The organism is Streptomyces sp. NPDC002138 (assembly GCF_040296485.1).
In the GTDB taxonomy this organism is placed as follows: Bacteria; Actinomycetota; Actinomycetes; order Streptomycetales; family Streptomycetaceae; genus Streptomyces.
On record NZ_JBEOXE010000081.1, the window covers coordinates 1 to 26,593 of the forward strand.

Below are 26,593 nucleotides of genomic sequence, written 5' to 3' on the forward strand. Positions count from 1 at the left end.
GGGCGCCCCCCCGCCCGCCCGCGGGCCGCCCGTCCCGGGCGCGCCGCGCCGCGCCCCCCCCCCCCCCGCCCCGCCCCCCCCCCCCCCCGCCGGAGGCAACACCAGCCACCGCCGGGCCCCACCCCACCCAGCCCCGTGGCGAGGCGCGGCCCCACCACCCCGCACCCGCCTCCGGCGCGGCCCCGGCCATCTCGTGGCGGAGCGCCCGCCCCCCGTACCGCCCAGGCCACCTCGTGGTGATTGGCCGGGGGACCGCTCCGGTCACCGCACTAGCGTGCCCCCATGGACCGCATGCTCGCCGCCGATCTCGCCGACCTCCCCGCGCTGCTCGAAGCCACCCGCCGCGCAGCTGCCGACACGCTGGCCACCCTGGCCGAGCGGCCCGTCGTACCGCCACCGGGCCCACCGCCAGGCGACCCGGCCGAGGGGGACGCCGTACCCCCGCCAGGCGACCCGGCCAGGCTCCCCGACCAGGGGACCCGGCTCCCCGACCAGGGGACCGGGCTCGCCGAGACGCTCGGCGTCTTCCAGGAGCGGTGGGCGCCGCGGTTCTCCGCCTCCGCCGGGCCCCGCTACCTCGGCTTCGTCACCGGCGGGGCCACCCCGGCCGCCCTCGCCGGGGACTGGATGACCGCCGCCCACGACCAGAACTCCAACTCCGCCCTCGACCCCGCGGGCCAGGACCTGGAGCGCGAGACCATCGGCTGGCTCCGCGACCTCTTCGGCCTCGCCGACGCCCACACCGGCACCTTCGTCAGCGGCGCCACCATGTCCAACACCACCGGCCTCGCCATCGCCCGCGAATGGCTCGGCGAACGCGCCGGGGTCTCCCCGGCCCAGGACGGCGTGGCCGCCCTCGGCCCCGTACGGGTCCTGTCCGGCGCCCCGCACTCCTCCATCGCCAAGGCCCTCGCCGTCCTCGGCCTCGGCCGGGCGGCCCTGGTGCCCGTCCCGACCCTGCCCGGCCGCGAGGCCGTCGACCCCGCCGCCCTCGAGCGTGCGCTCGCCGACACCCCGGGCCCCTGCGTGGTCGTCGCCAACGCCGGCACCGTCAACACCGTCGACTTCGACGACCTGCGCGCCATCGCCGCGCTCCGCGACGACGGCCGCCACGACTTCTGGCTCCACACCGACGCCGCCTTCGGCGCCTTCGCCTCCCTCTCGCCCCGGCACGCCCACCTCACCGACGGCCTCGACGCCGCCGACTCCCTCACCATCGACCTCCACAAGTGGCTCAACGTCCCCTACGACAGCGCCGTCCTCTTCACCCGCCGCCGCGACCTCCAGGCCCGCGTGTTCCAGAACGCCGCCGCCTACCTCGGCCCCCTCGGCGACCACCCCGACCTGGTCCATCTCACCCCCGAGAACTCCCACCGACTGCGCGCCCTCGCGGCCTGGTTCACCCTGCGCGCCTACGGCCGCCAGGGGCACCGGGAGATCGTCGAGCGCGACATCGAGTGCGCCCGGATCCTCGGCACGGAGCTCGCCGACGACCCGGCCTTCACGCTGCTCGCGCCGGTCCGGCTGAACGTCGTCTGCTTCACCCTCGCCACCGATCCCACCCCCGGCCGCCTGACCGCCCTGCGGGAGGCCGCGAACGGCGAGGTCTTCGTCACCCCGACCGTCTACGCGGGAACCCCGGCCCTGCGCGCCGCGTTCTCCAACTGGCGCACCACGCCCGCCGATGCGCGCCGGGCCGCCCGGGCCCTGCGCGCCGCCGCCGAGGGGATCGCATGACCGACCGCCCGCCGCTCACCCTGCCCGAGGTCGAGGCCCTGGCCCGCGCGGCGCACGAGGGCCAGACCGACAAGGCCGGCAGGCCGTACGCCGAGCACCTCGCCGCCGTCGCGGAAGGCGTCCGCGTCCGGGGCGGCAGCGCCGGCCAGCAGGCGGCGGCCTGGCTGCACGACGCGGTCGAGGACGACGCCCTGAGCCGGGAGTGGCTGGACGCCGCCGCCCTCCCGCGGTCCGTCAAGGACATGGTCCTGGCCGTCACCAAGCGCCCGGGCGAACCGCTGGAGGAGTACGCCGCGCGGATCCTGGCCACCCCGGGAGCTCTCCTGATCAAGGAGGCGGACCTCGCCCACAACGCGGACCCGGCCCGGCTGTCCGTCCTGGACGAGCCGACCCGGCTGCGTTTGACTCGTAAATATGCCCGGGTCCGGTCCCTCCTCGGGCTCTGAATCCGGCCTCGTCGGCAGAAAGGGCCGTCACCGGGCGGATAGGCGGGGCCTGTTGGTGGCACGATGTTCCTGGGGGCGCGCGTGGCCGTGGGTCCCCGGGCCGACCAGGGGACGACCGAAGGTGTGATCAGTAGTGGCCATTTCGCTGTCAGTCGTGGTTCTGTTGGCGGTCATCCTGGTGGTGCTGATCCGCGGCAACCACATCAAGACGGGCCCGGCGATCGTGGCGGCCCTCTTCGGCTTCTTCCTGGCCTCCAGCTCCATCGCCCCGGACGTGAACCGCTTCCTCAACTCCCTGGCGGACACGATCGCGGGCATCAAGCTCTGACGAGCCGTCCCCCGCTACGGCCCCGCGGCGACCAGGTCGGCGCGGTTCGCCTCGATGCGGGTGATCAACGGATCCGCATGCACGGGACGGCCCGGGAACGACTCAGGGCCAGGTCCGAGGAGGTTTCCTCTGACCTGGCCCTGAGCCATCAAGAGCGGGCGACGGGAATCGAACCCGCGTAGCTAGTTTGGAAGACTAGGGCTCTACCATTGAGCTACGCCCGCACAGCGTGTACCGCAGGTCGGAGACCGTGGCACACGCAGCATCCTAGCGGGTTCCGGGGAGGGGACGCACACCGGATTGCAGGCCGCGTGTTTCTCGTTCCTTCACGCTTTCCTTCACGGGTTCTTTTACGCGCGCGCGTCGGAACGTCTCCGGGCATGTACCCTACGTGTCGCACCGACGGGGTGTGGCGCAGCTTGGTAGCGCGTCCGCTTTGGGAGCGGAAGGTCGTCGGTTCGAATCCGGCCACCCCGACCAGCAGCACGTTCATCACGTTCATCACGTTCATCTTGTTCGTCACACTCCTGGCCGGTGGCCCCCTGTGGCCCCGGCCCGGTGCGCCTGCCGGCGTCGTCGCCGTGAAGATCGCATTGTGGGCTGCTTCCCGCTTGCGGTTACTATGCAAGCTGCGTGCCCGTGTGTCTGATGTACCGGGCCCGATCCGCTGAACCGCTGAATCGCAGCGACAGCAGAACCCCAGCAGTCAGCCACAAGGAGACCTAACCGTGAAGAGCGCCGTGGAGACCCTGAACCCTACTCGGGTTCGGTTCACTGTTGAGGTGCCCTTCGAGGAGCTCAAGGACAGCCTCGACGCGGCGTACAAGAAGATCAACCAGCAGGTCACGGTGAAGGGCTTCCGCAAGGGCAAGATCCCGGCCCGAGTCATCGACCAGCGCTTCGGCCGCGGTGCTGTCCTGGAGGAGGCCGTCAACGACGCCCTCCCGAAGTTCTACACCGAGGCGGTCAACGAAGCCGAGGTCAACCCGCTGGGTCAGCCCGAGGTCGACATCACGGAGCTGAAGGACGGCGAACTGCTGGCCTTCACCGCCGAGGTCGACATCCGCCCGACCGTCGAGATCCCGGACTACACCGGCATCGAGGTCGAGGTCGACGCGGTCGAGGTCACCGACGAGGACGTCGAGAAGTCGATCGAGCAGCTGCGCGGCCGCTTCGCGACCACCAGCGTCGTCGAGCGCGCGGCCGCCGAGGGCGACGTCGTGACGATCGACCTCGAGGCCAAGGTCGACGGCGAGGTGCTCGAGGACGGTGTCGCTTCCGACGTCTCGTACACCATCGGCTCGGGCGAGCTGCTCGAAGGCATCGACGAGGCCGTGACCGGCCTGGAGGCCGGTGGCGAGGCCACCTTCACCTCTCAGCTCAAGGGCGGCTCCGCCGAGGGCAAGGACGCCGAGGTCACCGTGAAGGTCACCAAGGTTTCCGCCCGCGAGCTGCCGGAGCTGGACGACGAGTTCGCCCAGACCGCGAGCGAGTTCGACACGCTGGCGGACATGAAGGCCGACAGCCGCAAGCGCCTCGAGAACATGAAGCAGTACGACCAGGCCACCCAGGCCCAGGAGCGCGTGCTGGAGAAGTTCCTCGAGCTCGCCGAGGTCCCGATCCCCGAGAAGCTCCTCGAGGACGAGGTCAACACCCGTAAGCACAGCCTGGAGCACCACCAGCTGGGCCAGATGGGTCTGACCCTCGAGAAGTACCTGGAGATCCAGGGCAAGACGGTCGAGGAGTTCGACGCCGAGACCCGTGAGCAGGCCGTCAAGGGCATCAAGACCCAGTTCCTCCTCGACGAGCTGGTCAACAAGGAGAAGCTGAACGTGAACCAGGAGGAGCTCACCGAGCACCTCATGCGTCGCGCGCAGTCCTCCGGCATGTCCCCGGACCAGTTCGCCCAGGCCGTCGTCGAGGGCAACCAGGTCCCGATGCTCGTCGGCGAGGTCGCCCGCGGCAAGGCCCTCGCGGTCGTCGTGGAGGCCGCCAAGGTGACCGACACCAACGGTGTCGAGGTCGACCTGACCGACGAGGACGAGGAGCAGGCCGCCGAGACGGTCGAGGCTGCCGTCAACGCGGACGCCACCGAGGACGACGCCGCCGAGGCGCCGGCCGAAGAGGCCAAGTAAGCCCAGGCGGGGGGCCCGTAACGGCTCCCCGGCAAGGCCCCTGAGCAGTGCCCGAAGGGCCCGGACGCACGCGCGTCCGGGCCCTTCGGCATCGCCTCGCGGGGGGCTTCGCACCGGCTTCGTACCTTGCGCTCCGAGCGAACAGTTCGGGAAGCGGGATGGCGTTGTCCGACCTGCGCGTTAGGGTCCATGAATACGAGGGTTGCGGGAGTACCCGGACGCCGGCGGACAAGTCCGCGCCGGCCGAGCCGCGCCCCAGAAAGAGACGCTGAGACGGCACGTTAGCCGTCGGAGACGAGCAGGTGGATACGTGACGAATCTGAAGCCTTACGCCGCGGGTGAGCCGTCCATCGGTGGCGGCCTCGGCGACCATGTCTACAACCGGCTGCTCGGCGAGCGCATCATCTTCCTCGGCCAGCAGGTCGACGACGACATCGCGAACAAGATCACGGCGCAGCTCCTGCTCCTGGCCGCCGAGCCGGAGAAGGACATCTACCTGTACATCAACAGCCCCGGTGGCTCGGTGACGGCCGGCATGGCCGTGTACGACACCATGCAGTACATCCCGAACGACGTCGTCACCATCGGCATGGGCATGGCCGCCTCCATGGGCCAGTTCCTGCTCACCGGTGGCGCCAAGGGCAAGCGCTTCGCCCTGCCGAACACCGACATCCTGATGCACCAGGGTTCCGCGGGTATCGGCGGCACCGCTTCGGACATCAAGATCCAGGCCCAGTACCTGCTGCGCACCAAGCAGCGCATGGCCGAGATCACCGCGTTCCACTCGGGCCAGACTGTCGAGGCGATCATCCGCGACGGTGACCGCGACCGTTGGTTCACCTCCGAGGAGGCCAAGGAGTACGGCCTCATCGACGAGATCATCTCGGCCGCGTCCAACGTTCCGGGCGGCGGTGGCACCGGGGCCTGATCCCCGGCCGCACGGGGCCGCGCCCCGGCAGCACCGTCAGTCCCGAGCCGACAGCCCGCAGAACGCCACCAGGATGGTGAAAACCTCGATGTACATGAACAACCTCTCTCCCGCGAGCGGCCTCCACACCGGTCCGCAGGTGGACAACCGCTACGTCATCCCGCGCTTCGTCGAGCGCACCTCGCAGGGCGTGCGCGAGTACGACCCGTACGCGAAGCTCTTCGAGGAGCGCATCATCTTCCTCGGCGTGCAGATCGACGACGCCTCGGCCAACGACGTCATGGCGCAGCTGCTGTGCCTGGAGTCGATGGACCCGGACCGCGACATCTCCATCTACATCAACAGCCCCGGTGGCTCCTTCACCGCGCTGACGGCGATCTACGACACGATGCAGTTCGTGAAGCCGGACATCTCGACGGTCTGCATGGGCCAGGCGGCCTCCGCCGCCGCGGTCCTGCTCGCCGCCGGTACGCCCGGCAAGCGCCTGGCGCTGCCGAACGCCCGCGTGCTGATCCACCAGCCGTCCGGCGGCACCGGCCGTGAGCAGCTCTCCGACCTGGAGATCGCGGCCAACGAGATCCTGCGCATGCGCGACCAGCTGGAGAACATGCTGGCCAAGCACTCCACGACGCCGATCGAGAAGATCCGCGACGACATCGAGCGCGACAAGATCCTCACGGCTGAGGACGCGCTCGCCTACGGTCTGGTCGACCAGGTCGTGTCCACCCGCAAGAGCAACGCGGTCTGATCCTTGCCGCCCCTTGGCGTGGGGGCCCATCGCAGAAGGCGATGTGAACCACGTCAAGGGGGCCCCGCAGGGGGCCCTTGGCAAGGTACCGTCGGATAGAGGCACCAGGAGCGCTGAACCAGGCGTCTCCCAGGCGAAGGGGAAGCACCTCGTGGCACGCATCGGTGATGGTGGCGACCTGCTCAAGTGCTCGTTCTGCGGAAAGAGCCAGAAGCAGGTGAAGAAGCTCATCGCAGGTCCCGGTGTGTACATCTGCGACGAGTGCATCGACCTCTGCAACGAGATCATCGAAGAGGAGCTGGCCGAGACTTCCGAGGTCAGGTGGGAGGAACTCCCCAAGCCTCGTGAGATCTACGAGTTCCTGGAGGGCTACGTCGTCGGCCAGGAGCCGGCGAAGAAGGCGCTCTCCGTAGCGGTGTACAACCACTACAAGCGCGTCCAGGCCGGCGAGAACGGCGGCGCGCAGGGCCGGGACGACGCGATCGAGCTCGCGAAGTCCAACATCCTCCTGCTGGGCCCCACGGGCTCCGGCAAGACGCTGCTGGCCCAGACGCTCGCGCGCATGCTCAACGTCCCGTTCGCCATCGCCGACGCGACGGCGCTGACGGAGGCCGGGTATGTCGGCGAGGACGTCGAGAACATCCTGCTCAAGCTGATCCAGGCCGCGGACTACGACGTCAAGAAGGCCGAGACCGGGATCATCTACATCGACGAGATCGACAAGGTGGCTCGCAAGAGCGAGAACCCGTCGATCACGCGCGACGTGTCGGGCGAGGGCGTACAGCAGGCCCTGCTCAAGATCCTGGAAGGTACGACCGCCTCCGTCCCGCCGCAGGGCGGCCGGAAGCACCCGCACCAGGAGTTCATCCAGATCGACACGACGAACGTGCTCTTCATCGTCGGCGGAGCCTTCTCCGGCCTCGAGAAGATCATCGAGTCGCGCGCGGGCGCCAAGGGCATCGGTTTCGCGGCCACGATCCGCTCCAAGCGCGAGATCGAGGCGAGCAACCAGTTCCAGGAGGTCATGCCGGAGGACCTGGTGAAGTTCGGGATGATCCCCGAGTTCATCGGCCGTCTCCCCGTCATCACCTCGGTGCACAACCTGGACCGCGAGGCCCTGCTGCAGATCCTGATCGAGCCGCGCAACGCCCTGGTGAAGCAGTACCAGCGGCTGTTCGAACTCGACGGGGTGGAGCTGGACTTCGAGCGCGAGGCGCTGGAAGCCATCGCGGACCAGGCGATCCTCCGCCAGACGGGCGCGCGGGGCTTGCGCGCCATCATGGAAGAGGTCCTGATGTCGGTGATGTACGAGGTCCCGTCCCGCAAGGACGTGGCCCGCGTGGTCGTCACCTCGGAGGTCGTCCGCTCCAACGTGAACCCCACGCTGGTCCCGCGGATCGTCCCGAAGGACCAGGGCCCGCAGGAGAAGTCGGCGTAACGGCCGCAGGCACGGATGTACGAGGAGGGGCGCCCCGGATGACCGGGGCGCCCCTCCTCGTGTGTGCGGTGTCCGCCGACCGGGCCGGGTATCAGGCCTTGGTGCGGCTGGTGTTGTAGAGCTTCGCGGCGAGCTTCGACACGTCGTCGAGGGTGCCGCTGCTGCCGCCGAGGGCCATCGCGGCCATGTCCAGGCGCTGGGTCGCGGCCAGCGTGGAGTAGTCACCCCAGACGCAGGTGGGGATCAGAGCTGAACTCGGCTCGCCCGGCTTGACGTTCTTCGTCGCCTTCATCTTGAGGTTGGCGCACTTCATCACGGCCCCTTTCAAGCCGACCGGGGTGAACTCCTTCGGAGTGCCGTCGAGTTCGAACGTGAAGGGCGCTGCCGCCCCGTTCTTCTTGCTGCTCACCGCGACGTTGGCGAAGTACGCGTCGACGGCCTTCGCGGGGTCGGCGATCTCGCCCCACATACCGAACGCGGTGACCTGCTTGATCGCCGGGCTCGTACCGCTCTGGTACGAGGCCGTCGTGTTGTGGGGGTTCTTCACCCCGAGCGCCTCGATCGTGGTTTTGGACTCGCCCGTGAGCGGGGCGTCGCTCTTCGACGGGGGGTTCTTGGGGTCCGTCTGGTACTCGTCCACCGACGCCGGGTAGGCCAGCTTGTAGCCCTTGGTGTCCGCCGCCACGGTGCCGCCGCCCGAGGAGCCGCCGCCCTTCGTGAAGTAGTAGCCCGCGCCGCCGATGACCGCGACCGCGACGATCACCGAGAGGATGATCACGCCCGTCTTCGACTTCTTCGGGGGCTGCTGGTAGCCGGGCTGCTGGAATCCCTGCTGGGGGTAGCCCTGCGGGGGGACGCCCGGCTGCTGCTGCGGGTAGCCGTAGCCCGGGGCGGCCGGGGGCTGTTGGGGGTAGCCCGGCTGCTGGTACCCGGGCTGCTGCTGGGGGTAGCCCTGCGGGGCCGGCGGCTGCTGCGGGTAGCCGTATCCGGGCTGCGGCGCGGGCTGCTGGCCGTACGGTCCGGGCTGGCCTCCGTACGGTCCCGGCTGCTGCGGCTGCTGGTTTCCGTACGGCCCTGGCTGGTTGTAACTCATACCCGCGTCCCCCTTAGGAACTTCTTTATGTTGCTCACATCCTGACGGACGGACGTGCGCGTTCGTGCCCCGGGGGCCCGGGCGTTACGGAACTACGACGCGGGGACCTCCATCGCCGCGCGCAGCGCACGGGCCTGCGCGGCGAGCGCGTCGATGGTGACCGGCTTGTTCTCGACGGGGACGGTGACCGTCACCAGCGAGCTGTGGTCGGCCCACATGCAGAGCGGGAGCGGGGCGCCCTCGACCTGTGCCGTGCCGCAGCGCATGGCGCCGCCCGCCGGGGTGCCGGCCTCGTGGGTGGTGATGTCCCCGTGCCCGATCCCCATCTCCTCCAGGCCACGGCTGAGCGCGGCACCCGGGTCCGAGTCGGTGAACCGGCCGGCGGAGCCGCTGACCACCAGCTGCGCGGTGCCGGCCTGGTCGGCGTACACGACGGCGACGGGCGTGGTGCCCGGCTTCGGCACCCCCTGGCCCTTCTTGATCGCGTCGACCCGCGGGCCGGAGTCCTGGAGCGTCAGGCTCTGGAAAGCGGCGGGCGGCGTCAGCCGGTAGCGGCCCGCGTCGTCCGGTCCGTCGCCGCCGAGGACCGCGTTCATGGCCAGGCGGCCGCCCACCAGGCCCGCCGCGGTGCCGAGGACCGCCCCGATCGTCACGAGGACGCGCTTCCCCTTCTTCGGGGGTGCGGGAGGGGGCGGAGCGATCTGCTCCCACGACTGCTGATTGATCTCGTTCATGCGCCCAGTGATGCCGACCTGCCATGTCCGGGTCAACCATTGGCCCCATGCGGTATGGATTCGTAACAGGGCCATGGCCGCCCGTATCCTGTGCCCGTGACCGAGAACACGCAGACACCCAGCAGCCCCGACTCCGAACTGCCGACCGCTTACGTGCCGGCCGATGTAGAGGGGAAGCTCTATGAGCGCTGGGTAGAGCGTGGGTACTTCACGGCCGATCCGGCGAGCGAGAAGCCCGGCTACACCATCGTCATCCCGCCGCCGAACGTCACCGGCTCCCTGCACCTGGGGCACGCCTTCCAGCACACGCTGATGGACGCCCTCACCCGCCGCAAGCGGATGCAGGGCTACGAGGCGCTGTGGCTGCCCGGCATGGACCACGCCGGCATCGCCACCCAGAACAAGGTCGAGCAGCAGCTCGCCGAGGAGGGCAAGTCCCGCCACGACCTGGGCCGCGAGGAGTTCATCGAGCGCGTCTGGCAGTGGAAGGAAGAGTACGGCGGCAAGATCCTCGGCCAGATGCGCCGCCTCGGCGACGGCGTCGACTGGAGCCGTGAGCGCTTCACCATGGACGAGGGCCTCTCCAAGGCCGTCCAGACGATCTTCAAGAAGCTCTACGACGACGAGCTGATCTACCGCGCCGAGCGCATCATCAACTGGTGTCCGCGCTGCCTCACCGCGATCTCCGACATCGAGGTGGAGTACCAGGACGACGCGGGCGAGCTGGTCTCGATCATGTACGGCGAGGGTGACAACACCCTCGTCGTCGCGACCACGCGCGCCGAGACGATGCTCGGTGACACCGCCGTCGCCGTCCACCCCGACGACGAGCGCTACCAGCACCTCATCGGAACCCGGATCAAGCTGCCCCTGACCGACCGGACCATCCCGATCGTCGGCGACGCGCACGTCGACCCCGAGTTCGGCACCGGCTGCGTCAAGGTGACCCCGGCGCACGACCCGAATGACTTCGCCATCGGCCAGCGGCACGGCCTGGAGTCCATGACGATCATGGACGAGCGCGGCGTCATCACGGTCCACGGTCCCTTCCTGGGCCTGGACCGCTTCGAGGCCCGGTCGGCGGTCGTCGGCGCCCTGCGCGAGCAGGGCCGCATCGTCGCGGAGAAGCGCCCGTACCAGCACTCCGTGGGTCACTGCTCGCGCTGCAGCACCACGATCGAGCCGCGCCTGTCCCTCCAGTGGTGGGTCAAGGTCGAGACGCTGGCCAAGGCCGCCGGCGACGCCGTCCGTGATGGCCGGGTCGCGATCCACCCCGAGGAGATGTCGAAGCGCTACTTCGACTGGGTCGACAACCTCAACGACTGGTGCATCTCGCGCCAGCTGTGGTGGGGTCACCGCATTCCGGTCTGGTACGGCCCGGCGGGCGAGGTCGTCTGCGTCGGACCGGACGACGAGGCACCCACCGGCGAGGGCTGGACGCAGGACACCGACGTCCTCGACACCTGGTTCTCGTCCGGGCTGTGGCCGTTCTCCACGCTCGGCTGGCCGGAGCAGACCCCGGACCTGAAGAAGTTCTACTCGACCGACGTCCTGCTCACCGGCCACGACATCATCTTCTTCTGGGTCGCCCGGATGATGATGTTCGGTCTGTACGCCATGGACGGCGAGGCCCCCTTCAAGACGATCGCGCTGACCGGCCTGGTCCGTGACGAGCGCGGCAAGAAGATGTCGAAGTCCTTCGGCAACGTCGTCGACCCGCTGGACTGGATGGACAAGTACGGCTCCGACGCCGTCCGTTTCACCCTGGCCAAGGGTGCCAACCCCGGCACCGACGTCCCGATCGGCGAAGACTGGGTCCAGGCGTCCAGCAAGTTCGCCAACAAGATCTGGAACGCCACCCGCTTCGCCCTGATGAACGGCGCCACGATCGAGGGCGAGCTGCCCCCGGCCGAGGAGCTGTCCGCGACCGACCGCTGGATCCTGTCCCGGCTCAACGAGACGGTCGCGCAGGTCGACGCGTACTACGAGGACTTCCAGTTCTCGAAGCTCAGCGATGCCCTCTACCACTTCGCGTGGGACGAGGTCTTCGACTGGTACGTGGAGCTGTCGAAGACGACCTTCTTCGCGGGCGGCGAGCCGGCGAAGGCCTCCGCCCGGGTCCTCGGCGAGGTCCTCGACGTCATGCTGCGCCTGCTGCACCCGGTGGTCCCGTTCGTCACCGAGACCCTGTGGACCACGCTCACCGGCGGCGAGTCCCTCGTGATCGCGGACTGGCCGAAGGACAGCGGCTTCCGCGACGCGGCCGCCGAGGCCGAGATCGAGGGCGTCCAGAGCCTCGTCCGGGAGGTCCGCCGCTTCCGCAAGGAGCAGGGCCTCGACGACAAGCAGAAGGTCCCGGCCCGCCTGGACCTGTCCGCCACCGCGCTGGCCGCGCACGAGGCCGCCATCCGGCAGGTGCTGCGGCTCCAGCCGGAGGGCGACGAGTTCAGCGCCACCGCGACCCTCCCGGTCGGCGGGGCCACCGTCGCGCTCGACCTGTCGGGCACCATCGACGTGGCCGCCGAGCGCAAGCGGCTCTCCAAGGACCTCGGCGCCGCCGAGAAGGAGAAGCAGCAGGCGGAGGGCAAGCTCGGCAACGAGGCCTTCCTCGCCAAGGCTCCCGACAACGTCGTGGACAAGATCAAGGGCCGTCTCGCCAAGGCCGAGGCGGACATGGCCCGGATCCAGGCGCAGCTGGCCGCCATGCCGGAGGCGTAGGCCGCCGTCGCAGCCATGGGCAGAAGGGCCCCGCACCGGTCGCCGGTGCGGGGCCCTTCCCGATTGTCCGCTGTCCGCGGCGCGGAGCGTCAGCGACCGCGTCGGCGACCGCGTCGGCGCCCGCGCAGCCGCGTGAAGACCGCCATGCCGACGAGCGCCAGCGCGCCCGCGCCGGTCCCGGCGAGCCCGGCCGTCAGGCCCGGCGGCAGGTAGGAGCACGCGATCCGGGACGCGCCGCCCTTCCCCAGCGGTACGCCGAGCAGCCCCTGGTACGCGACCGGCGGCCGGGCGGGGCCGCCGTCGACCGAGCAGGTCCAGCCCGGGGGAGTGGTGGTGGCGACCACAGCGGTGCCGGTGGAGCCCTTCGGGAGCCGGGCGGTCAGCGAGTGGCCGCCGGTCTCCACCGTGGCGCCGCCGGTCTCCCGCAGGGTCCGCACGGCCTGCTCGAAGGCCGGTACGTCCAGGCAGCCGAGCGCGTCGGCCGGGAGGGACTGGCCGTCCTCGCCGGTGTGGACGGTGAAGGTGAAGCGCCCGTCGGCCGGGACGGTGCCCAGTTCCTTCAGCGGGGCCACCCGCAGCGGCGGGTCGCCGTAGAAGCCTTCGGAGAGGCCGTCGGCGGCCGCGACATCGGCGCGCAGCGCGGGCGCGTACAGGAAGGCGCGCGCCCCCGGCGTGCACCGCGCGGTGAAGGTGTTCCCCGGTACCGGACCGCCCACGGCCGCCGATCCGCCCACGGCACCCGGATCGGCCGCGTCCGGGCTCAGCCGCAAGCCGCGCCCCGGCGCCCGGGCGCTCAGGGCCGGGACGGTGTACACCCGCGCACCCAGGGCCGCTTGGCGCCGGGCCCAGACCGAGTCCGCGGGGGCGCCGTACGCCTGGTCGCTGCCCGGCGGCCGGACGGTGACCAGCGGCAGCGCGGGCGTGCCGCGCACCCGGACCCCGTCGGTGCCGATGACGTCGAGGGTGGTGCCGATGCCGAGCAGGGCCTGCAGGACCGGGTCGCGGGAGGGCCACAGGTGGCGGCCGCCCATGGCTTCGCCGAGGCCCAGCCCGGCCAGCGCCCCGGCGGTCTCCTTGGTGATGTAGCTGCTGTAGTACGAGCCGCCCTGGGTGCCCAGCAGCATCGCGTCGTTGTTGGTGACGAAGACCCCGGGCCCGGGGTCGGTGCGCGAGGCGGGCCAGTCGTCGTACGGGCCCAGGGCCCGGCGGGTGTTGAGCGCGAGCTGGGTCATGGTCTGGGCGCGGGCGGGGCCGCGCTTGGCCGGGTCGAGGAGGTCGGTGAGCCCGTAGACGGAGTACGTGGCGCCCGCCAGGACGGTGACGGCGAGCAGGGCGACGACCGCGCCGCGGGCCGGGCGGCGCAGCCCCCGCGCGTAGAACAGCAGGAGCGCGGTGACGGCGGCCCCGCCCAGGAGGGTGCCGGTCAGCGCGTGGTCGCCGACGGGCTGGGCGTCGTACGTCAGGGCGACCAGGAGGGCGAGCAGTGCGGCGCCGCCGAGCAGGGCCCGGGGGCGGGGCATCCGGGCCAGGCAGACCCAGGCGGCCATGGCCAGGAAGCCGCTGAGGACGAAGGACTCGCGGAAGGGGGCGCCGTGCGGGAGGGCGAGGCCCTGCCAGAGTTTGGCGGTGGGGGTGAGGACGAAGGAGAGCGCGGTGGCGGTGATCAGCACGCTCCAGGCCACCCGCTCGCGGACCGGGACCCGGGACTGGAAGGGCAGCGCGAGGACCAGCAGGAGGACGAGGGAGCCCGTGAACACGTTGGGCGCCGACGGGCTGGCGAGGCTGCCGGGCAGGAACATCGCAAGGTAGGTGCGGGCCGGGGTGGCCACGCTGACGACGTATTTGTCGGTGGGCTGGGCCTGGGCGTTGGCGAGCGCGCAGACCAGGATGGCGGGGGCGGCCAGGAGCATGCCGGTGGCGGTCATGGCGGCGGACCGCCCCAGGATCCGGAGCCGGGTGCGCCGGTCGGTCTCCGCGGTCAGCAGCCGCAGCGCCAGGACGAGCGCGGCCGCCAGGGTGGCCATGGCGGCGGTGTAGAAGTTCGCGTACCAGCAGAGCGCGACGAGGAGGCTGCCGAGGACCGGGCGACGGCCGGCGAGGCACCAGTCGGCGGCGATGCCGAGCAGCGGGAGGGCGACCAGGCCCCACATCCACATGGGGACGATGGCGCCCTCGGCTATGTTCCAGCCGCAGACGGCGTAGCCGACGGAGAGCAGGGCGCGCAGCCACGGTGAGCCGGGGCGCAGCCGGCCGAGGAAGACGGTCATGACGGCGGCGGCCAGGCCGATGCTGAACAGGCTGACCAGGAACACCGGGAATTCGCTCTGGTCGCGGGGGAAGAGGCCGACGAGCCAGGAGAACGGGTTGGCCAGGTAGGTGAAGAAGTCGCCGAGGAAGCCGACGCCGTAGCCGCTCTGCCAGTTGTAGAGGAGGTCGCCGGGCGCCGTGCCGTGCTGGAGGTCCCACAGGTGGGTGTGGAACGGCACGTACTGGTGGCGCAGGTCGTTGTCGGCGCGGGGGGCGGGTCCGAAGGGGTAGGTGCCGTGCAGGGCGAGGCCTGCGCAGTAGGCGGCCATGGACATGAGGGCCGAGACCAGGGCGGCGAGGGCGCCCGCGCGGCGGCCCGGGTGCGCTCGGCTCCGCTCCGTCCGGGGGCGGAGCCCGGATCTGACGCGGGGGGCCGCGGCCCCGGGCAGGACGGAGGCGGGGCTGGTCGGGGCGGGACTCATCGCGATGCGGGGCCTCGGGTGGTCGGGCGGGCTGCCTGGCCGGTGGGCCGCAGAGACCCGATCTTAGGTAAATCGTCAGAAGATTCGAACACCGAATACGGAAATGAACCGCATGCGGACAGGGTGAGCGCCGTGACGGGGAGGTGGGGGAAGACGGAGACCAGCCGTGGGGGACGGCCCCCGGCGGGGACCCCGTTCCGGAGTGCCGCATATCACCTTTTCCGGGCGCCGGGGAGATCCGATCGCCCCTACCGACCACGGATGATGGAGGGTATGCACGTCAAGCCCGTCGCCTCGGCGCTCCACTGGGTCCTGGCCACCGGCCGTCGACTCCCCGAGAGCTGGGCCGGGTCGCCGCGCGCGCTCGACGTCACCACCGCCCTCGGCTGCCTCGCGCTCATGGCGCTGGACCTGCCGGGACTGGCCTCCGAGGACAACTCGCTGAACGCCCCTCAGGCCGCGGTGGTCCTCACGCTCGGGGCCGCGACCCTGCTGATCCGGCGCCGGGCGCCCTGGCTCTCGTACGTCACCGCACTGCTCTTCATCGGCTGGCTGCACGAACTGACGCTCATCCAGTTCGCGCTGTACTCCGTCGGCCGCTACCGCGGGCGGCGCGCCGGGGTCCTGGCGACCTGCGGGTACGTCCTCTTCGCCTACGCCCTCTTCAACATGCCGGGCTGGCCCGAGGACCGGGCGGACACCCTGAGCGGGTTCCTCAGCCTGGTCATCCCCATCGGAGTGCTGGCCTCCGCCGTCGGCATCGCCGCCTACCGGCACGACCTGGTGCGCGAGCTGGCCGTCCGGCGCGGCGAGTCGGCCGTCTACGAGGCCGTGGAGCAGGAGCGCCGCTCGGTCGCGCGGGACGTGCACGACTTCGTCGGGCGCGAGCTGACCCTGCTGACGGTGCGTTCCGAGGTGCTCTCGATGCGCACGCGCGAGACGGCGTACGCGAAGGACTTCGAGGAGCTGGCCGACACCGCGCGCCGGGCCCACCTCGTGCTCAACGAGATCATCGTGCAGCGCGGCGAGCGTGCCGCCACCCCGGGCGTGGACGGGCTGTCCGCGCTCGCCGACGAGAGCGGGCGGGCGGGCTCGCCCGTACGGCTCGTCCTGGGCCCCGAGGTGCGCGCCCTCTCGCCGCTGAGGCAGGCCGCGGTCTACCGGGTGGTGCAGGAGTGCCTGACGAACGCCGCCAAGCACGCGCGCGGCGAGACCATCGAGGTGGACGTCCGCGCCGACGGCCCGCAGCTGCGCATCGCGGTGAGCAACGGCCTGCCCGTCCGCGGCCCGGTGCGCGCCCCCGTCTCCGCGGGCTCGGGCACGGCGAGCATGGCCGAGCGCGTCCGCAGCCTGGGCGGCACCCTGACCGCGACGCGCACGGACGACCGCTACCGGGTCGTCGCCACCTTCCCGCGCGGCTGACCGCGCGGGGGCGCGCGACAGGGCCCGGCGGGCGCGCGGCGGGCCCTACGTCGCCGGGGACAGCAGCGAGTTCAGCGTGTCCATGTCCTCCACGCACTTGCCGGACCCCAGGGCCACGCAGTCCAGCGGGTCGTCCGCCACGAAGACCGGGATGCCGGTCGCCGAGGTCAGGCGCAGGTCCAGCCCCGGCAGCAGCGCGCCGCCGCCGGTCAGCACGATCCCGTGCTCCATCACGTCGCCCGACAGCTCCGGCGGGCACTCCTCCAGGGTGGTGCGCACCGCCGCGATGATCGCCTCGACCGGCTCGTCGAGGGCCGAGCGCACGTCGTACGAGGTCAGCTCCAGGGTCTTGGGCATCCCCGCGACCTTCTCGCGCCCCCGCACGGTGAAGGTGGCCTCCTCCAGCTCGGGCCGGCCGGGCACCGGCCACGCGGAGCCGATCGCGCACTTGACGTCCTCGGCGGTCCGCTCGCCGATGAGCAGCGCGTGCTCCTTGCGCACGTAGTCGATGATCGCGGAGTCGAGCCGGTCCCCGCCGACCCGCAGCGACTGCGAGGTGACGATCCCGCCCAGCGAGATCACGGCGACCTCGGTGGTGCCCCCGCCGATGTCCACCACCATCGAGCCGCGCGGCTCCGCGACCGGCAGCCCGGCGCCGATCGCCGCCGCCATCGGTTCCTCGATCAGGTGGACGGCCCTGGCCCCCGCCCGGGTCGAGGCGTGGATGATCGCCCGCCGCTCGACCGGGGTGACCCCGGACGGCACGCACACCACCATGCGGGTGCGCGGCCTGCGGCCCGGCACGGCCTTCCGCACGAAGTGCCGGATCATCTCCTCCGCGGCCTCGTAGTCGCAGATCACCCCGCCCCTGAGCGGGCGGATCGCGGTGATGGAGCCGGGGGTGCGGCCGATGGTCTCCTTGGCCTCCACCCCCACGGCCACGGCCGTCGTGGTGCCCGCCCGGACCGCCACCACGGACGGCTCATTGAGCACGATGCCGTGGCCCCGTGCGTAGACGAGGGTGTTCGCGGTCCCCAGATCCATCCCTATGTCGCGGCTGGACCCCGTCTTATTGCTGCTGGCCTGCGGCATTTGTTCCCCAATCTCCTGCCGCAAGACTTGCATAACGATCTGGACGCCCCGGGCGCCCAAGGTCCCGAAACGCCCGGGCCGAAAGTCCTTCCGCTCCCCGTCCGTAGACTGGGTGCCGTGAGTGAGCAGCAGCCTGAGAGCGACGACCGGCCCGACGAGTTCGACGAGATCGTGGCCGAAGAGACCGACCGCGACCCCGACCTGGCGGTGATCGAGGCCGGCAGCCGCACCCTGCGCGCCCATGGCGGGGCGCCCCAGGGCGACCAGGCCCCCTCCCGCCCCGAGGACCCCGAGGTGGAGCGGGCCCTGCGCGAGGTGGAGCAGGAGCTGGCCGGCCGCTGGGGCGAGACCAAGCTGGAGCCGTCCGTCACGCGCATCGCCGCGCTGATGGACGTCCTGGGCTCGCCGCAGCGCGCGTACCCCTCCATCCACGTCACCGGCACCAACGGCAAGACCAGCACCGCCCGCATGATCGAGGCCCTGCTGGTGGCCTTCGAACTGCGCACCGGCCGCTACACCAGCCCGCACGTGCAGTCGATCACCGAGCGGATCAGCCTCGACGGGCTGCCGATCAGCCACGAGCGGTTCGTGGAGACCTACCACGACATCAAGCCGTACGTGGAGATGGTCGACGCGGCCGAGGAGTACCGGCTGTCCTTCTTCGAGGTGCTCACCGGGATGGCGTACGCGGCCTTCGCGGACGCGCCCGTCGACGCGGCCGTGGTCGAGGTCGGCATGGGCGGCAGCTGGGACGCCACCAACGTGATCGACGGCTCGGTCGCGGTGATCACCCCGATCAGCCTGGACCACACGGACCGGCTCGGCTCCACCCCCGGCGAGATCGCGCAGGAGAAGGGCGGGGTCATCAAGCAGGGCGCCGCCGTGATCCTGGCGCAGCAGCCGGTGGACGCGGCGCAGGTGCTGCTCAAGAAGGCCGTGGAGGTGGACGCGACGGTGGCCCGCGAGGGCATGGAATTCGGCGTGGTCTCCCGCGAGGTCGCGGTCGGCGGCCAGCACCTCACCCTGCGCGGTCTGGGCGGCGAGTACGAGGACATCTTCCTGCCGCTGTACGGCGCCCACATGGCCCACAACGCGGCCGTCGCCCTGGCGGCCGTCGAGGCGTTCTTCGGGATCGGCGCCGAGCACGCGCGCCCGCTGGACGTCGACACCGTCCGCAAGGCCTTCGCCTCCGTGTCCTCCCCGGGCCGGATGGAGGTCGTACGGCGCAGCCCCACCGTGGTGCTGGACGCCGCGCACAACCCGGCGGGCGCCCTGGCCACCGCCGAGGCGGTCACCGAGTCCTTCGGCTTCAGCCGGCTCATCGGTGTGGTCGGCGCGAGCGAGGGCAAGGACGTCAAGGGCGTCTTCGAGGCCTTCGAGCCGATCTTCGCCGAGGTCGTGGTGACCGAGAACACCAGCCACCGGGCGATGAGCGCGGACGACCTGGCGGCCATCGCGGTCGAGGTCTTCGGCTCCGAGCGGGTCCAGGTGGAGCCCCGGCTGGACGACGCGCTGGAGGCGGCCATCACCCTGGCGGAGGAAGAGGCCGAATTCGGTGGGGCCGGGGTCCTGGTGACCGGTTCCGTGATCACGGTGGGCGAGGCCCGCCTGCTGCTCAAGAGGGGCTGAGGACATGCGCACGCTGTGTGCGAGCACGCTGATCGGCGAGTTCTTCGTGATCGGCTTCGCCGGTCTGGTCGCGATGAAGAACCCGGACCTGACCCAGGCCGCCGTCTGGACGGTCTGCGGGGTCACCATGCTGCTGTCCGTCCTGCTGTGCGGGATGCTGTCGCGCCCCGGCGCGGTCCAGATCGGCTGGGCGCTGCAGATCGGTCTGGTCCTGAGCGGGTTCATCGTTCCGACGATGTTCATCCTGGGCGCGGTGTTCGCGGGCCTGTGGTGGTGTTCCGTGCACTACGGGCGCAAGATCGACGCCATCAAGGCCCGCTGGGCCGAGCAGGCGGAGGCGGCCGCGCCTGACGCTGCGTGACGGGGGGCCGTATGGCCCCTGTAGCCTCGACGCACCGCACCCGTATGCCGCAAGGAGTTAGAACATGACCCAGCGCACTCTCGTCCTGCTCAAGCCCGACGCGGTCCGTCGTGGCCTGATCGGCGAGGTCATCGGCCGGATCGAGCGGAAGGCCGGCTGGACCATCCCCGCGCTGGAGCTGCGCACGCTGGACCAGGACACCCTGGAGGCGCACTACGGTGAGCACCAGGGCAAGCCGTTCTACGAGCCCCTCATGGGCTTCATGTCCTCCGGTCCCGTCGTCGCCCTGGTGGTCGAAGGGGAACGAGTGATCGAGGGTGTCCGCCAGCTGGCCGGACCCACTGACCCGATCGCCGCGGCGCCCGGGTCCATCCGGGGTGACTTCGGCACCGTCACCCGGGAGAACCTGATCCACGCGTCGGACTCCGAGGAGTCCGCCGAGCGGGAGCTGAAGCTGTTCTTCCCCGCTCTGTGATGACTCCTTCCTGACGGAACATCAGCCAAATAGCGCTCATGACCTGGGGCGACCGAATTAATTTCGGTCGCCCTTCGGTATTGAGGGTTGAGAGCGGGAACGCATGTGCAGGACACGACGTCACCACTAGGGGGCGGGTTTCCGTTCCGGCGGGATTGCCGGAGTCCCGTCGCGCGGTGCCCGTACTCACGGCATTACGATGGGGCCTCCACCCACACACCCACCTCGCCGACCTGACAGCAGCCGCTATCAACTGGAAGGCCAGACGCTCCTCATGGGGAACAAGGGGAACAACATGTCGTTCATCGGCCGTGACATGGCGATCGACCTCGGGACCGCCAACACGCTGGTGTACGTGAGGGGCCGGGGGATCGTCCTGAACGAGCCGTCCGTGGTCGCCATCAACACGAACACCGGTGGCATCCTGGCGGTCGGTTCCGAAGCGAAGAAGATGATCGGGCGCACGCCCGGCAACATCGTCGCCGTACGGCCCCTCAAGGACGGCGTCATCGCCGACTTCGAGATCACCGAGCGTATGCTCCGGTACTTCATCCTCAAGATCCACAAGCGCCGTTACCTGGCTCGTCCGCGCGTCGTGGTCTGCGTGCCCTCCGGCATCACGGGAGTGGAGCGACGCGCCGTCATCGAGGCGTCCACGCAGGCCGGCGCCCGCCAGGTGCACATCATCGAAGAGCCCATGGCCGCCGCCATCGGCTCGGGCCTGCCCGTCCACGAGGCCACCGGCAACATGGTCGTGGACATCGGCGGCGGCACCACCGAGGTGGCCGTCATCTCCCTCGGCGGAATCGTCACGGCACAGTCCATCCGGGTGGCCGGCGACGAGCTGGACAACGCGATCATCCAGCACATCAAGAAGGAGTACTCCCTCCTCCTGGGCGAGCGCACCGCCGAGCAGATCAAGATCACCATCGGGTCGGCCTACGACCTCGACAAGGACGAGCACACCGAGATCCGCGGCCGTGACCTCGTCTCGGGCCTGCCCAAGACCGTGGTCATCTCCGCCGCCGAGGTGCGCAAGGCCATCGAGGAGCCCGTCAACGCCATCGTCGACGCGGTCAAGACCACCCTCGACAAGTGCCCGCCGGAGCTGTCCGGCGACATCATGGACCGCGGCATCGTCCTCACCGGCGGCGGCGCCCTGCTGCGCGGCCTCGACGAGCGGCTGCGCCGGGAGACCGGCATGCCGATCCACATCGCCGAGGACCCCCTCGACTCGGTCGCCCTCGGCTCCGGCAAGTGCGTCGAGGAGTTCGAGGCGCTCCAGCAGGTGCTGGACGCCCAGCCCCGGCGCTGACCCGGCCCGCCCGTCACCCCCCTGCCGGGGGCGGCGGGCGGCCGGCCTTGCGGAACACAAGGATCCGCCGTACGGGGGCTGTCGCTCCGGTACGGCGGATCGTTGATATACAGGCAGGGAATTATTCCGACGAGGAAGGCACGGCCGCCGCACGTGAGGGACACACGAGAGAGCCGGCTGCTCCTGGTGCTTCTGATCGCCATCGCGTTCGCATTGATCACGGTGGACATCAGAGCGGGCGAGGAGTCACCGGTCGACGGTGCCCGGCAGGCCGCCGCAGCGGTCTTCGGCCCGGTCGAGAAGGGCGTGGCGACCGCGGTCGACCCGGTCGCCCACGCCATAGGAGCGGTGCGCGACTCCGGGGAGCGCCACAACCGGATCACCGCGCTCGAAGGCGAGAACGCCGCGCTCAAGGCCAAGCTGGGCAGCGACGACCGCAACAAGAGCCGCATCCACGAACTGGACGAGATGCTCAAGCGGGCCGGCTCCGGCCAGTACGGCATCAAGGGCGCCGAGGTCATCGCCATAGGAGCGGCCCAGGGCTTCTCCTGGACCGTGACCATCGACGCGGGCAGCAAGGACGGCATCGAACGCGACATGACCGTCCTCAACGGCGACGGACTCGTCGGCCGGGTCACCACCGTCGGCCCCGACACCGCCACCGTCGTCCTCGCCAACGACCCCGACTTCACGGTCGGCACCCGGCTGGAGAAGACGGGCGAGCTCGGCTTCGCCACCGGCCAGGGCGACCGCGCCCTGTCCGTCCAGATGCTCAACGGCAAGGCCAAGATCAGCCCCGGCGACCGCCTCGTCACCTTCGGCTCGCGCGGCAACAAGCCCTTCGTGCCCGGCGTCCCGATCGGCGAGGTCGTCAAGGTCGAACCCTCCCGGGGCGACCTCACCCGCACGGTCTGGGTCCGGCCGTACGTCGGCTTCTCCCGCCTCGACATCGTCGGCGTCGTCGTGATGCCGCCGCGTCAGGACCCGCGCGACGCCGTCCTGCCGCCCAAGCCCGAAGGGCCCAAGCCGACGCCGACGGTCACCGTCACGGTCGCGCCGTCCGCCAGCGCGTCCCCCAAGCCGGCCGACGAGTAGGAGCTGACCGTCATGCGCTTCAACCGGATCCTGCTCTCCGTGACCCTGGTCGCGGTCGCCCTCGTCGTCCAGGTCACCGTGCTGGGACGGCTCCAGCTGCCCGGCGCCGTCCCCGACCTCGTGCTGCTCACCGTCGTCGCCCTCGCCCTGGTGTACGGGCCGGTCAGCGGCGCCCTGATCGGTTTCAGCGCCGGACTGCTGGCCGATCTGGCGCCGCCCGCCGACCACGCCGCCGGGCGCTACGCCCTGGTGCTGTGCCTCATCGGGTACGCCTGCGGGCTGGCGCGGCCCGACACCGGCCGCTTCCGCTCCGCCTGGGGCCCGATGCTCACCGTCGTGGCCGCCGCCGTCTGCTCCACGCTGCTCTACGCGGGCGTGGGCGCCCTGGTCGGCGACACCGCCGCCCGGCACGTGGGGCTGGTCGGGCTGCTGTTCACCGCGGTCCTCTACGACCTGCTCCTCGCGCCGTTCACCGTGCCGTTCCTGATGGCGCTGGCCCGGCGCGCCGAGAACGACCCGATGGCCGTCGAGGCCAACGGCGGGCCGGCGCAGGGCGCCGACGTGGCCTCCGGCTGGCTCTCCGGCGGTACGGGCCTGCGCATCGGGAGCCAGCGCGGCGGGCTGCGGCTGAAGACGGCGCGCAGCCGTGCGGACCGGGCCGTCCGCATAAAGGGGGTCAAGGGCGTCAAGGGCGTCAAGGGACTCAAGGGCGTGAAGAGCGTCAAGAAGCTGTGACGGGGGATCACGCGTGACCAACATTCCGGAGACCGGCCGCACCCCCAGGGTGCAGATCCGGCTCGTCATCATCCAGGTGCTCGTCTTCTCGCTGCTGCTCACGCTCGGCGGCCGGCTGTGGTATCTCCAGATCCGCAACGGCGCGGAGTACGCGGACGAGGCCAAGAACAACCACGTCCAGCAGGTCGTCCAGCCCGCCGTGCGCGGCTCGGTCCTCGACGCCCGCGGGGTGCCGCTGGCCGACAACGAGACCCGGCTCGTCGTCTCCGCCAGCCGCACCGAGCTGATGAAGATAAAGGACAAGGGCAAGGGCGTCCTCACCCGGCTGGCCGGGATCCTCGACATGAAGCCGCAGGAGGTCATGGACAAGGTCCGCCTCTGCGACGCCAAGACCCCCCAGCCCTGCTGGAACGGCTCCCCCTACCAGCCGATCCCGGTCACCCTGGAAGCCACCACCCAGCAGGCCCTGCAGATCCGCGAGCGGCCCGAGGACTTCCCCGGCATCACCGCCGAGCCCACCGCCGTACGCCGCTACCCGGCCCCCGGCGGCGCCAACACGGGCCAGGTCCTCGGCTACCTCTCGCCCGTCACCGACAACGAGATCCAGGCCGCCAAGACCACCAACTCGCCGTTCCTGCGCTCCGACCAGGTCGGCCGCTTCGGCCTGGAACGCACGTACGACAAGGAACTGCGCGGCAAGTCCGGCGTCACCCGCTACGAGGTCGACAACCTCGGCCGCGTCATCGGCGAGGCCAAGAACGACCCCGCGATCCCCGGCGCCAACCTGGTCACCAGCATCGACGCCCGCGTCCAGGGCGTCGCCGAGTACGAGCTGAACGCGGCCATGGTCGAGGCCCGCAAGCAGAACGACCGCAACACCGGCGTCAACTACAAGGCCGACGCGGGCGCCGTCGTCGTCCTGGAGTCCAAGACCGGCCGGGTCGTCGCCATGGCGTCCAACCCGACGTACGACCCCAACGTCTGGGTCGGCGGAATCTCCGCCAAGGACTACGCCAAACTCACCGCCAAGGAATCCAACGTCCCGCTGATGAACCGGGCGATCCAGGGCCAGGCCGCCCCCGGCTCCATCTTCAAGGTCATCCCGACCGCCGCCGCGGTGAACGCCGGATACCCCTTCGACGGCAGCTACCCCTGCCCCAGCTCGTACTCCATCGGCGGACAGGTCTTCAAGAACTTCGAGTCCCAGGGCCACGGCTCCATCACCCTCGGCCAGGCCCTCGAGGTCTCCTGCGACACCGTCTTCTACGCCCTCGGCCACCAGCAGTGGCTCAAGGACGGCGGTCTCAAGCCGGTGAAGACCCCCGCGCAGATCTTCTACAAGACCGCCCACCAGTTCGGTCTCGGCGCGGAGACCGGCGTGGACCTGCCGGGCGAGGAGAAGGGCCGGGTCCCCGACCGCGAGTGGAAGCAGAAGTTCTGGGAGGCCAACAAGGACCAGTGGTGCAAGACCGGCAAGAAGGGCGGCACCTACGTCGAGCTGCTGTCCTACGAGAACTGCCTCGAAGGCAACCTCATGCGCGCCGGTGACGCCGTCAACTACTCCATCGGGCAGGGCGACACGCTCGTCACCCCGATCCAGATGGCCACCATCTACGCCGCCATCGCCAACGGCGGCACCCTGTGGAACCCGACCATCGGCAAGGCCGTCGTCAGCGCCGACGGCAAGAACGTCCAGGAGATCAAGCCGCAGTCCCACGGCAAGCTCCCCATGACCGAGGAGACCCGGTCGAAGATAAACGAAGCGCTGGAGGGTGTCGCCACGCGCGGCACCGCCGCCTGGCGCTTCGGCGGCTGGCCGCAGAAGCAGATCCCGATGCACGCCAAGACCGGTACCGCCGAGGTCTACGGCAAGCAGACGACGTCCTGGTTCGCCACGTACACCGAGGACTACACGGTCGTGATGACGATCTCCCAGGGTGGTACCGGTTCCGGTGCCTCCGGCCCCGCCGTGCGCAACATCTACAACGCGATCTACGGTCTCGACATGGCCGGCAAGCAGGACCTGAGCAAGGCGCTGCTGCCCCACCCCGAGAAGGCCCTGCCCAAGATCCAGCCCGACGGCTCGATCGACGCGCCCGAGATCAAGCCGTACGTCCCCGCCGCCCCGGCGGACGCGCCGCCGCCCCTCGCCGGCCCGCCGCGCGCGCCGGGAACCGGGAGGCAGGACTGATGCCCGGACCGAACACCTTCTCCGTCTCCCGCTACGCCCCCGAGCGCGGCGCGATCAGCAAGCTCACCGCCCGCGACTCGGTGCTGCGCCGGCTCGACTGGCCGATACTGCTCAGCGCGCTGGCGCTGTCCTGCATCGGCTCGCTGCTGGTGTGGTCGGCCACCCGCAACCGCACCACGCTGAACCAGGGCGACCCGTACTACTTCCTGTTCCGGCACGCCATGAACACCGGCATCGGCCTCGTGCTGATGATCGGCACGGTCTGGCTCGGCCACCGCACCCTGCGCGGCGCGGTGCCGATCCTCTACGGGCTCTCGCTGGTCCTGGTCCTCGCCGTCCTCACGCCCCTCGGCGCGACCATCAACGGCGCGCACGCGTGGATCGTGATCGGCGGCGGGTTCTCGCTCCAGCCCTCCGAGTTCTGCAAGATCACCATCATCCTGATCATGGCGATGCTGCTCTCGGCCCGGGTGGACGCGGGGGACCTCGACCACCCCGACCACCGCACGGTCATCAAGGCGCTCTGCCTGGCCGCCGCCCCCATGGGCATCGTCATGCTGATGCCCGACCTCGGCTCGGTCATGGTCATGCTGGTCATCGTGCTCGGGGTGCTGCTGGCCTCCGGGGCATCCAACCGCTGGGTGCTCGGACTGCTCGGCTCCGGCGCGATGGGCGCCGTACTCATCTGGCAGCTCGGCATCCTCGACGAGTACCAGATCAACCGCTTCGCGGCCTTCGCCAACCCGGCCCTGGACCCGGCGGGCGTCGGCTACAACACCAACCAGGCGCGGATCGCGATCGGCTCCGGCGGGCTGATGGGCGAGGGGCTCTTCAACGGGTCCCAGACCACCGGCCAGTTCGTGCCGGAGCAGCAGACCGACTTCGTCTTCACCGTGGCGGGGGAGGAGCTGGGCTTCGTCGGGGCCGGCCTGATCCTGGTCCTGCTCGGCGTGGTGCTCTGGCGGGCCTGCATGATCGCCCGCGAGACCACCGAGCTGTACGGGACGATCGTCGCCGCCGGGATCATCGCCTGGTTCGCCTTCCAGGCCTTCGAGAACATCGGGATGACGCTCGGCATCATGCCGGTGGCCGGGCTGCCGCTGCCGTTCGTGTCGTACGGAGGATCGTCGATGTTCGCCGTGTGGGTGGCCATCGGGCTGTTGCAGTCGATCCGGGTGCAACGGCCGATGTCCGCCTGACGCGCGGGCCGGTCCGGCCCCCGGACCGGCCCGGCCGGGGTCCGG

At 70.7% G+C, this 26,593-nt stretch carries 21 protein-coding genes and 2 tRNA genes; 18 read left to right on the top strand and 5 right to left on the bottom strand.

The window, feature by feature from the left end; translation table 11 throughout:
* Window positions 1-282: 282 nt before the first annotated feature.
* The 3 genes from ABT084_RS33265 to ABT084_RS33275 all read left to right on the top strand — a co-directional run bounded on the left by ABT084_RS33265 (window position 283) and on the right by ABT084_RS33275 (window position 2,511).
* Complete coding sequence (locus ABT084_RS33265; protein ID WP_351052104.1) at window positions 283-1,737, top strand: pyridoxal phosphate-dependent decarboxylase family protein; 1,455 nt, start codon at window positions 283-285, stop codon at window positions 1,735-1,737.
* Window positions 1,734-2,183, top strand: coding sequence for an HD domain-containing protein (locus ABT084_RS33270; protein WP_351052107.1), 450 nt, complete (start codon window positions 1,734-1,736; stop codon window positions 2,181-2,183). Before ABT084_RS33265 ends, ABT084_RS33270 begins: the two co-directional genes overlap by 4 nt.
* A 133-nt stretch (window positions 2,184-2,316) precedes the next feature.
* Window positions 2,317-2,511, top strand: coding sequence for a hypothetical protein (locus ABT084_RS33275; RefSeq protein ID WP_351052110.1), 195 nt, complete (start codon window positions 2,317-2,319; stop codon window positions 2,509-2,511).
* 153 nt (window positions 2,512-2,664) lie between these two features.
* On the opposite strand, the gene ABT084_RS33280 is transcribed toward ABT084_RS33275, so the two are convergent.
* Window positions 2,665-2,735, bottom strand: a tRNA-Gly gene (locus tag ABT084_RS33280).
* A gap of 179 nt (window positions 2,736-2,914) precedes the next feature.
* Between ABT084_RS33280 and ABT084_RS33285 the strand changes: the two genes are divergently transcribed.
* The 5 genes from ABT084_RS33285 (at window position 2,915) to clpX (ending at window position 7,760) form a co-directional block, all read left to right on the top strand.
* Window positions 2,915-2,991: transfer RNA gene (locus ABT084_RS33285), tRNA-Pro, on the top strand.
* Window positions 2,992-3,239: 248 nt separating this feature from the next.
* The gene (gene tig, locus ABT084_RS33290; RefSeq protein WP_351052111.1) at window positions 3,240-4,646 is read left to right on the top strand and encodes a trigger factor; all 1,407 of its coding nucleotides are present in this window, start codon (window positions 3,240-3,242) and stop codon (window positions 4,644-4,646) included.
* A 310-nt stretch (window positions 4,647-4,956) separates the two neighbouring features.
* Window positions 4,957-5,574 carry an ATP-dependent Clp protease proteolytic subunit gene (locus ABT084_RS33295; RefSeq protein ID WP_030649990.1) on the top strand — a complete coding sequence of 206 codons (618 nt, stop codon included), beginning with the start codon at window positions 4,957-4,959 and terminating at the stop codon, window positions 5,572-5,574.
* A 94-nt stretch (window positions 5,575-5,668) separates the two neighbouring features.
* Entirely contained in the window at window positions 5,669-6,322 is a 654-nt protein-coding gene (locus ABT084_RS33300; protein ID WP_351052114.1) for an ATP-dependent Clp protease proteolytic subunit, read from the top strand.
* Between the two features lie 151 nt (window positions 6,323-6,473).
* Entirely contained in the window at window positions 6,474-7,760 is a 1,287-nt protein-coding gene (gene clpX / locus ABT084_RS33305; protein WP_351052116.1) for an ATP-dependent Clp protease ATP-binding subunit ClpX, read from the top strand.
* A gap of 91 nt (window positions 7,761-7,851) precedes the next feature.
* Here the strand turns inward: clpX and ABT084_RS33310 are convergent, their stop codons facing one another.
* Together ABT084_RS33310 and ABT084_RS33315 are read right to left on the bottom strand one after the other, a co-directional pair.
* The gene (locus ABT084_RS33310) at window positions 7,852-8,853 is read right to left on the bottom strand and encodes a hypothetical protein (RefSeq protein ID WP_351052119.1); all 1,002 of its coding nucleotides are present in this window, start codon (window positions 8,851-8,853) and stop codon (window positions 7,852-7,854) included.
* 92 nt (window positions 8,854-8,945) lie between these two features.
* On the bottom strand, window positions 8,946-9,587 hold the full coding sequence (locus tag ABT084_RS33315; RefSeq protein WP_351052122.1) for a hypothetical protein: 642 nt from the start codon (window positions 9,585-9,587) through the stop codon (window positions 8,946-8,948).
* Window positions 9,588-9,683: 96 nt separating this feature from the next.
* On the opposite strand from ABT084_RS33315, the gene ABT084_RS33320 reads away from it, so the two are divergent.
* Window positions 9,684-12,305 carry a valine--tRNA ligase gene (locus ABT084_RS33320; protein ID WP_351052125.1) on the top strand — a complete coding sequence of 874 codons (2,622 nt, stop codon included), beginning with the start codon at window positions 9,684-9,686 and terminating at the stop codon, window positions 12,303-12,305.
* A gap of 89 nt (window positions 12,306-12,394) precedes the next feature.
* Here the strand turns inward: ABT084_RS33320 and ABT084_RS33325 are convergent, their stop codons facing one another.
* Window positions 12,395-15,034 (bottom strand): YfhO family protein, encoded by a 2,640-nt coding sequence (locus ABT084_RS33325; protein WP_351052128.1) that lies wholly within the window; start codon window positions 15,032-15,034, stop codon window positions 12,395-12,397.
* Between the two features lie 273 nt (window positions 15,035-15,307).
* Here ABT084_RS33325 and ABT084_RS33330 point away from each other — a divergent pair, with 273 nt between their 5' ends.
* Window positions 15,308-16,456, top strand: a complete 1,149-nt coding sequence (locus ABT084_RS33330; RefSeq protein WP_351052131.1) for a sensor histidine kinase — start codon at window positions 15,308-15,310, stop codon at window positions 16,454-16,456.
* A gap of 45 nt (window positions 16,457-16,501) precedes the next feature.
* Here ABT084_RS33330 and ABT084_RS33335 read toward each other — a convergent pair whose 3' ends face one another.
* Complete coding sequence (locus tag ABT084_RS33335) at window positions 16,502-17,548, bottom strand: rod shape-determining protein (protein ID WP_351052133.1); 1,047 nt, start codon at window positions 17,546-17,548, stop codon at window positions 16,502-16,504.
* 117 nt (window positions 17,549-17,665) lie between these two features.
* Between ABT084_RS33335 and folC the strand changes: the two genes are divergently transcribed.
* The 8 genes from folC to rodA all read left to right on the top strand — a co-directional run bounded on the left by folC (window position 17,666) and on the right by rodA (window position 26,548).
* Complete coding sequence (gene folC, locus ABT084_RS33340; RefSeq protein WP_351052135.1) at window positions 17,666-19,177, top strand: bifunctional tetrahydrofolate synthase/dihydrofolate synthase; 1,512 nt, start codon at window positions 17,666-17,668, stop codon at window positions 19,175-19,177.
* A 4-nt stretch (window positions 19,178-19,181) separates the two neighbouring features.
* Window positions 19,182-19,538: a DUF4233 domain-containing protein gene (locus ABT084_RS33345; RefSeq protein WP_351052138.1), complete on the top strand. Its 357-nt coding sequence runs from the start codon at window positions 19,182-19,184 to the stop codon at window positions 19,536-19,538.
* 64 nt (window positions 19,539-19,602) lie between these two features.
* Window positions 19,603-20,013: a nucleoside-diphosphate kinase gene (gene ndk / locus ABT084_RS33350; RefSeq protein ID WP_351052141.1), complete on the top strand. Its 411-nt coding sequence runs from the start codon at window positions 19,603-19,605 to the stop codon at window positions 20,011-20,013.
* A gap of 295 nt (window positions 20,014-20,308) precedes the next feature.
* On the top strand, window positions 20,309-21,328 hold the full coding sequence (locus ABT084_RS33355; protein ID WP_008738981.1) for a rod shape-determining protein: 1,020 nt from the start codon (window positions 20,309-20,311) through the stop codon (window positions 21,326-21,328).
* A 153-nt stretch (window positions 21,329-21,481) separates the two neighbouring features.
* A complete protein-coding gene (gene mreC / locus ABT084_RS33360) occupies window positions 21,482-22,423 on the top strand; it encodes a rod shape-determining protein MreC (protein ID WP_351052144.1) in 942 nt (313 codons plus the stop codon).
* A gap of 12 nt (window positions 22,424-22,435) precedes the next feature.
* Window positions 22,436-23,158, top strand: a complete 723-nt coding sequence (gene mreD / locus ABT084_RS33365; RefSeq protein ID WP_351052146.1) for a rod shape-determining protein MreD — start codon at window positions 22,436-22,438, stop codon at window positions 23,156-23,158.
* Between the two features lie 13 nt (window positions 23,159-23,171).
* Window positions 23,172-25,349, top strand: coding sequence for a penicillin-binding protein 2 (gene mrdA, locus ABT084_RS33370; RefSeq protein ID WP_351052149.1), 2,178 nt, complete (start codon window positions 23,172-23,174; stop codon window positions 25,347-25,349).
* On the top strand, window positions 25,349-26,548 hold the full coding sequence (gene rodA, locus ABT084_RS33375) for a rod shape-determining protein RodA (protein WP_351052152.1): 1,200 nt from the start codon (window positions 25,349-25,351) through the stop codon (window positions 26,546-26,548). Before mrdA ends, rodA begins: the two co-directional genes overlap by 1 nt.
* Window positions 26,549-26,593 lie beyond the last annotated feature (45 nt).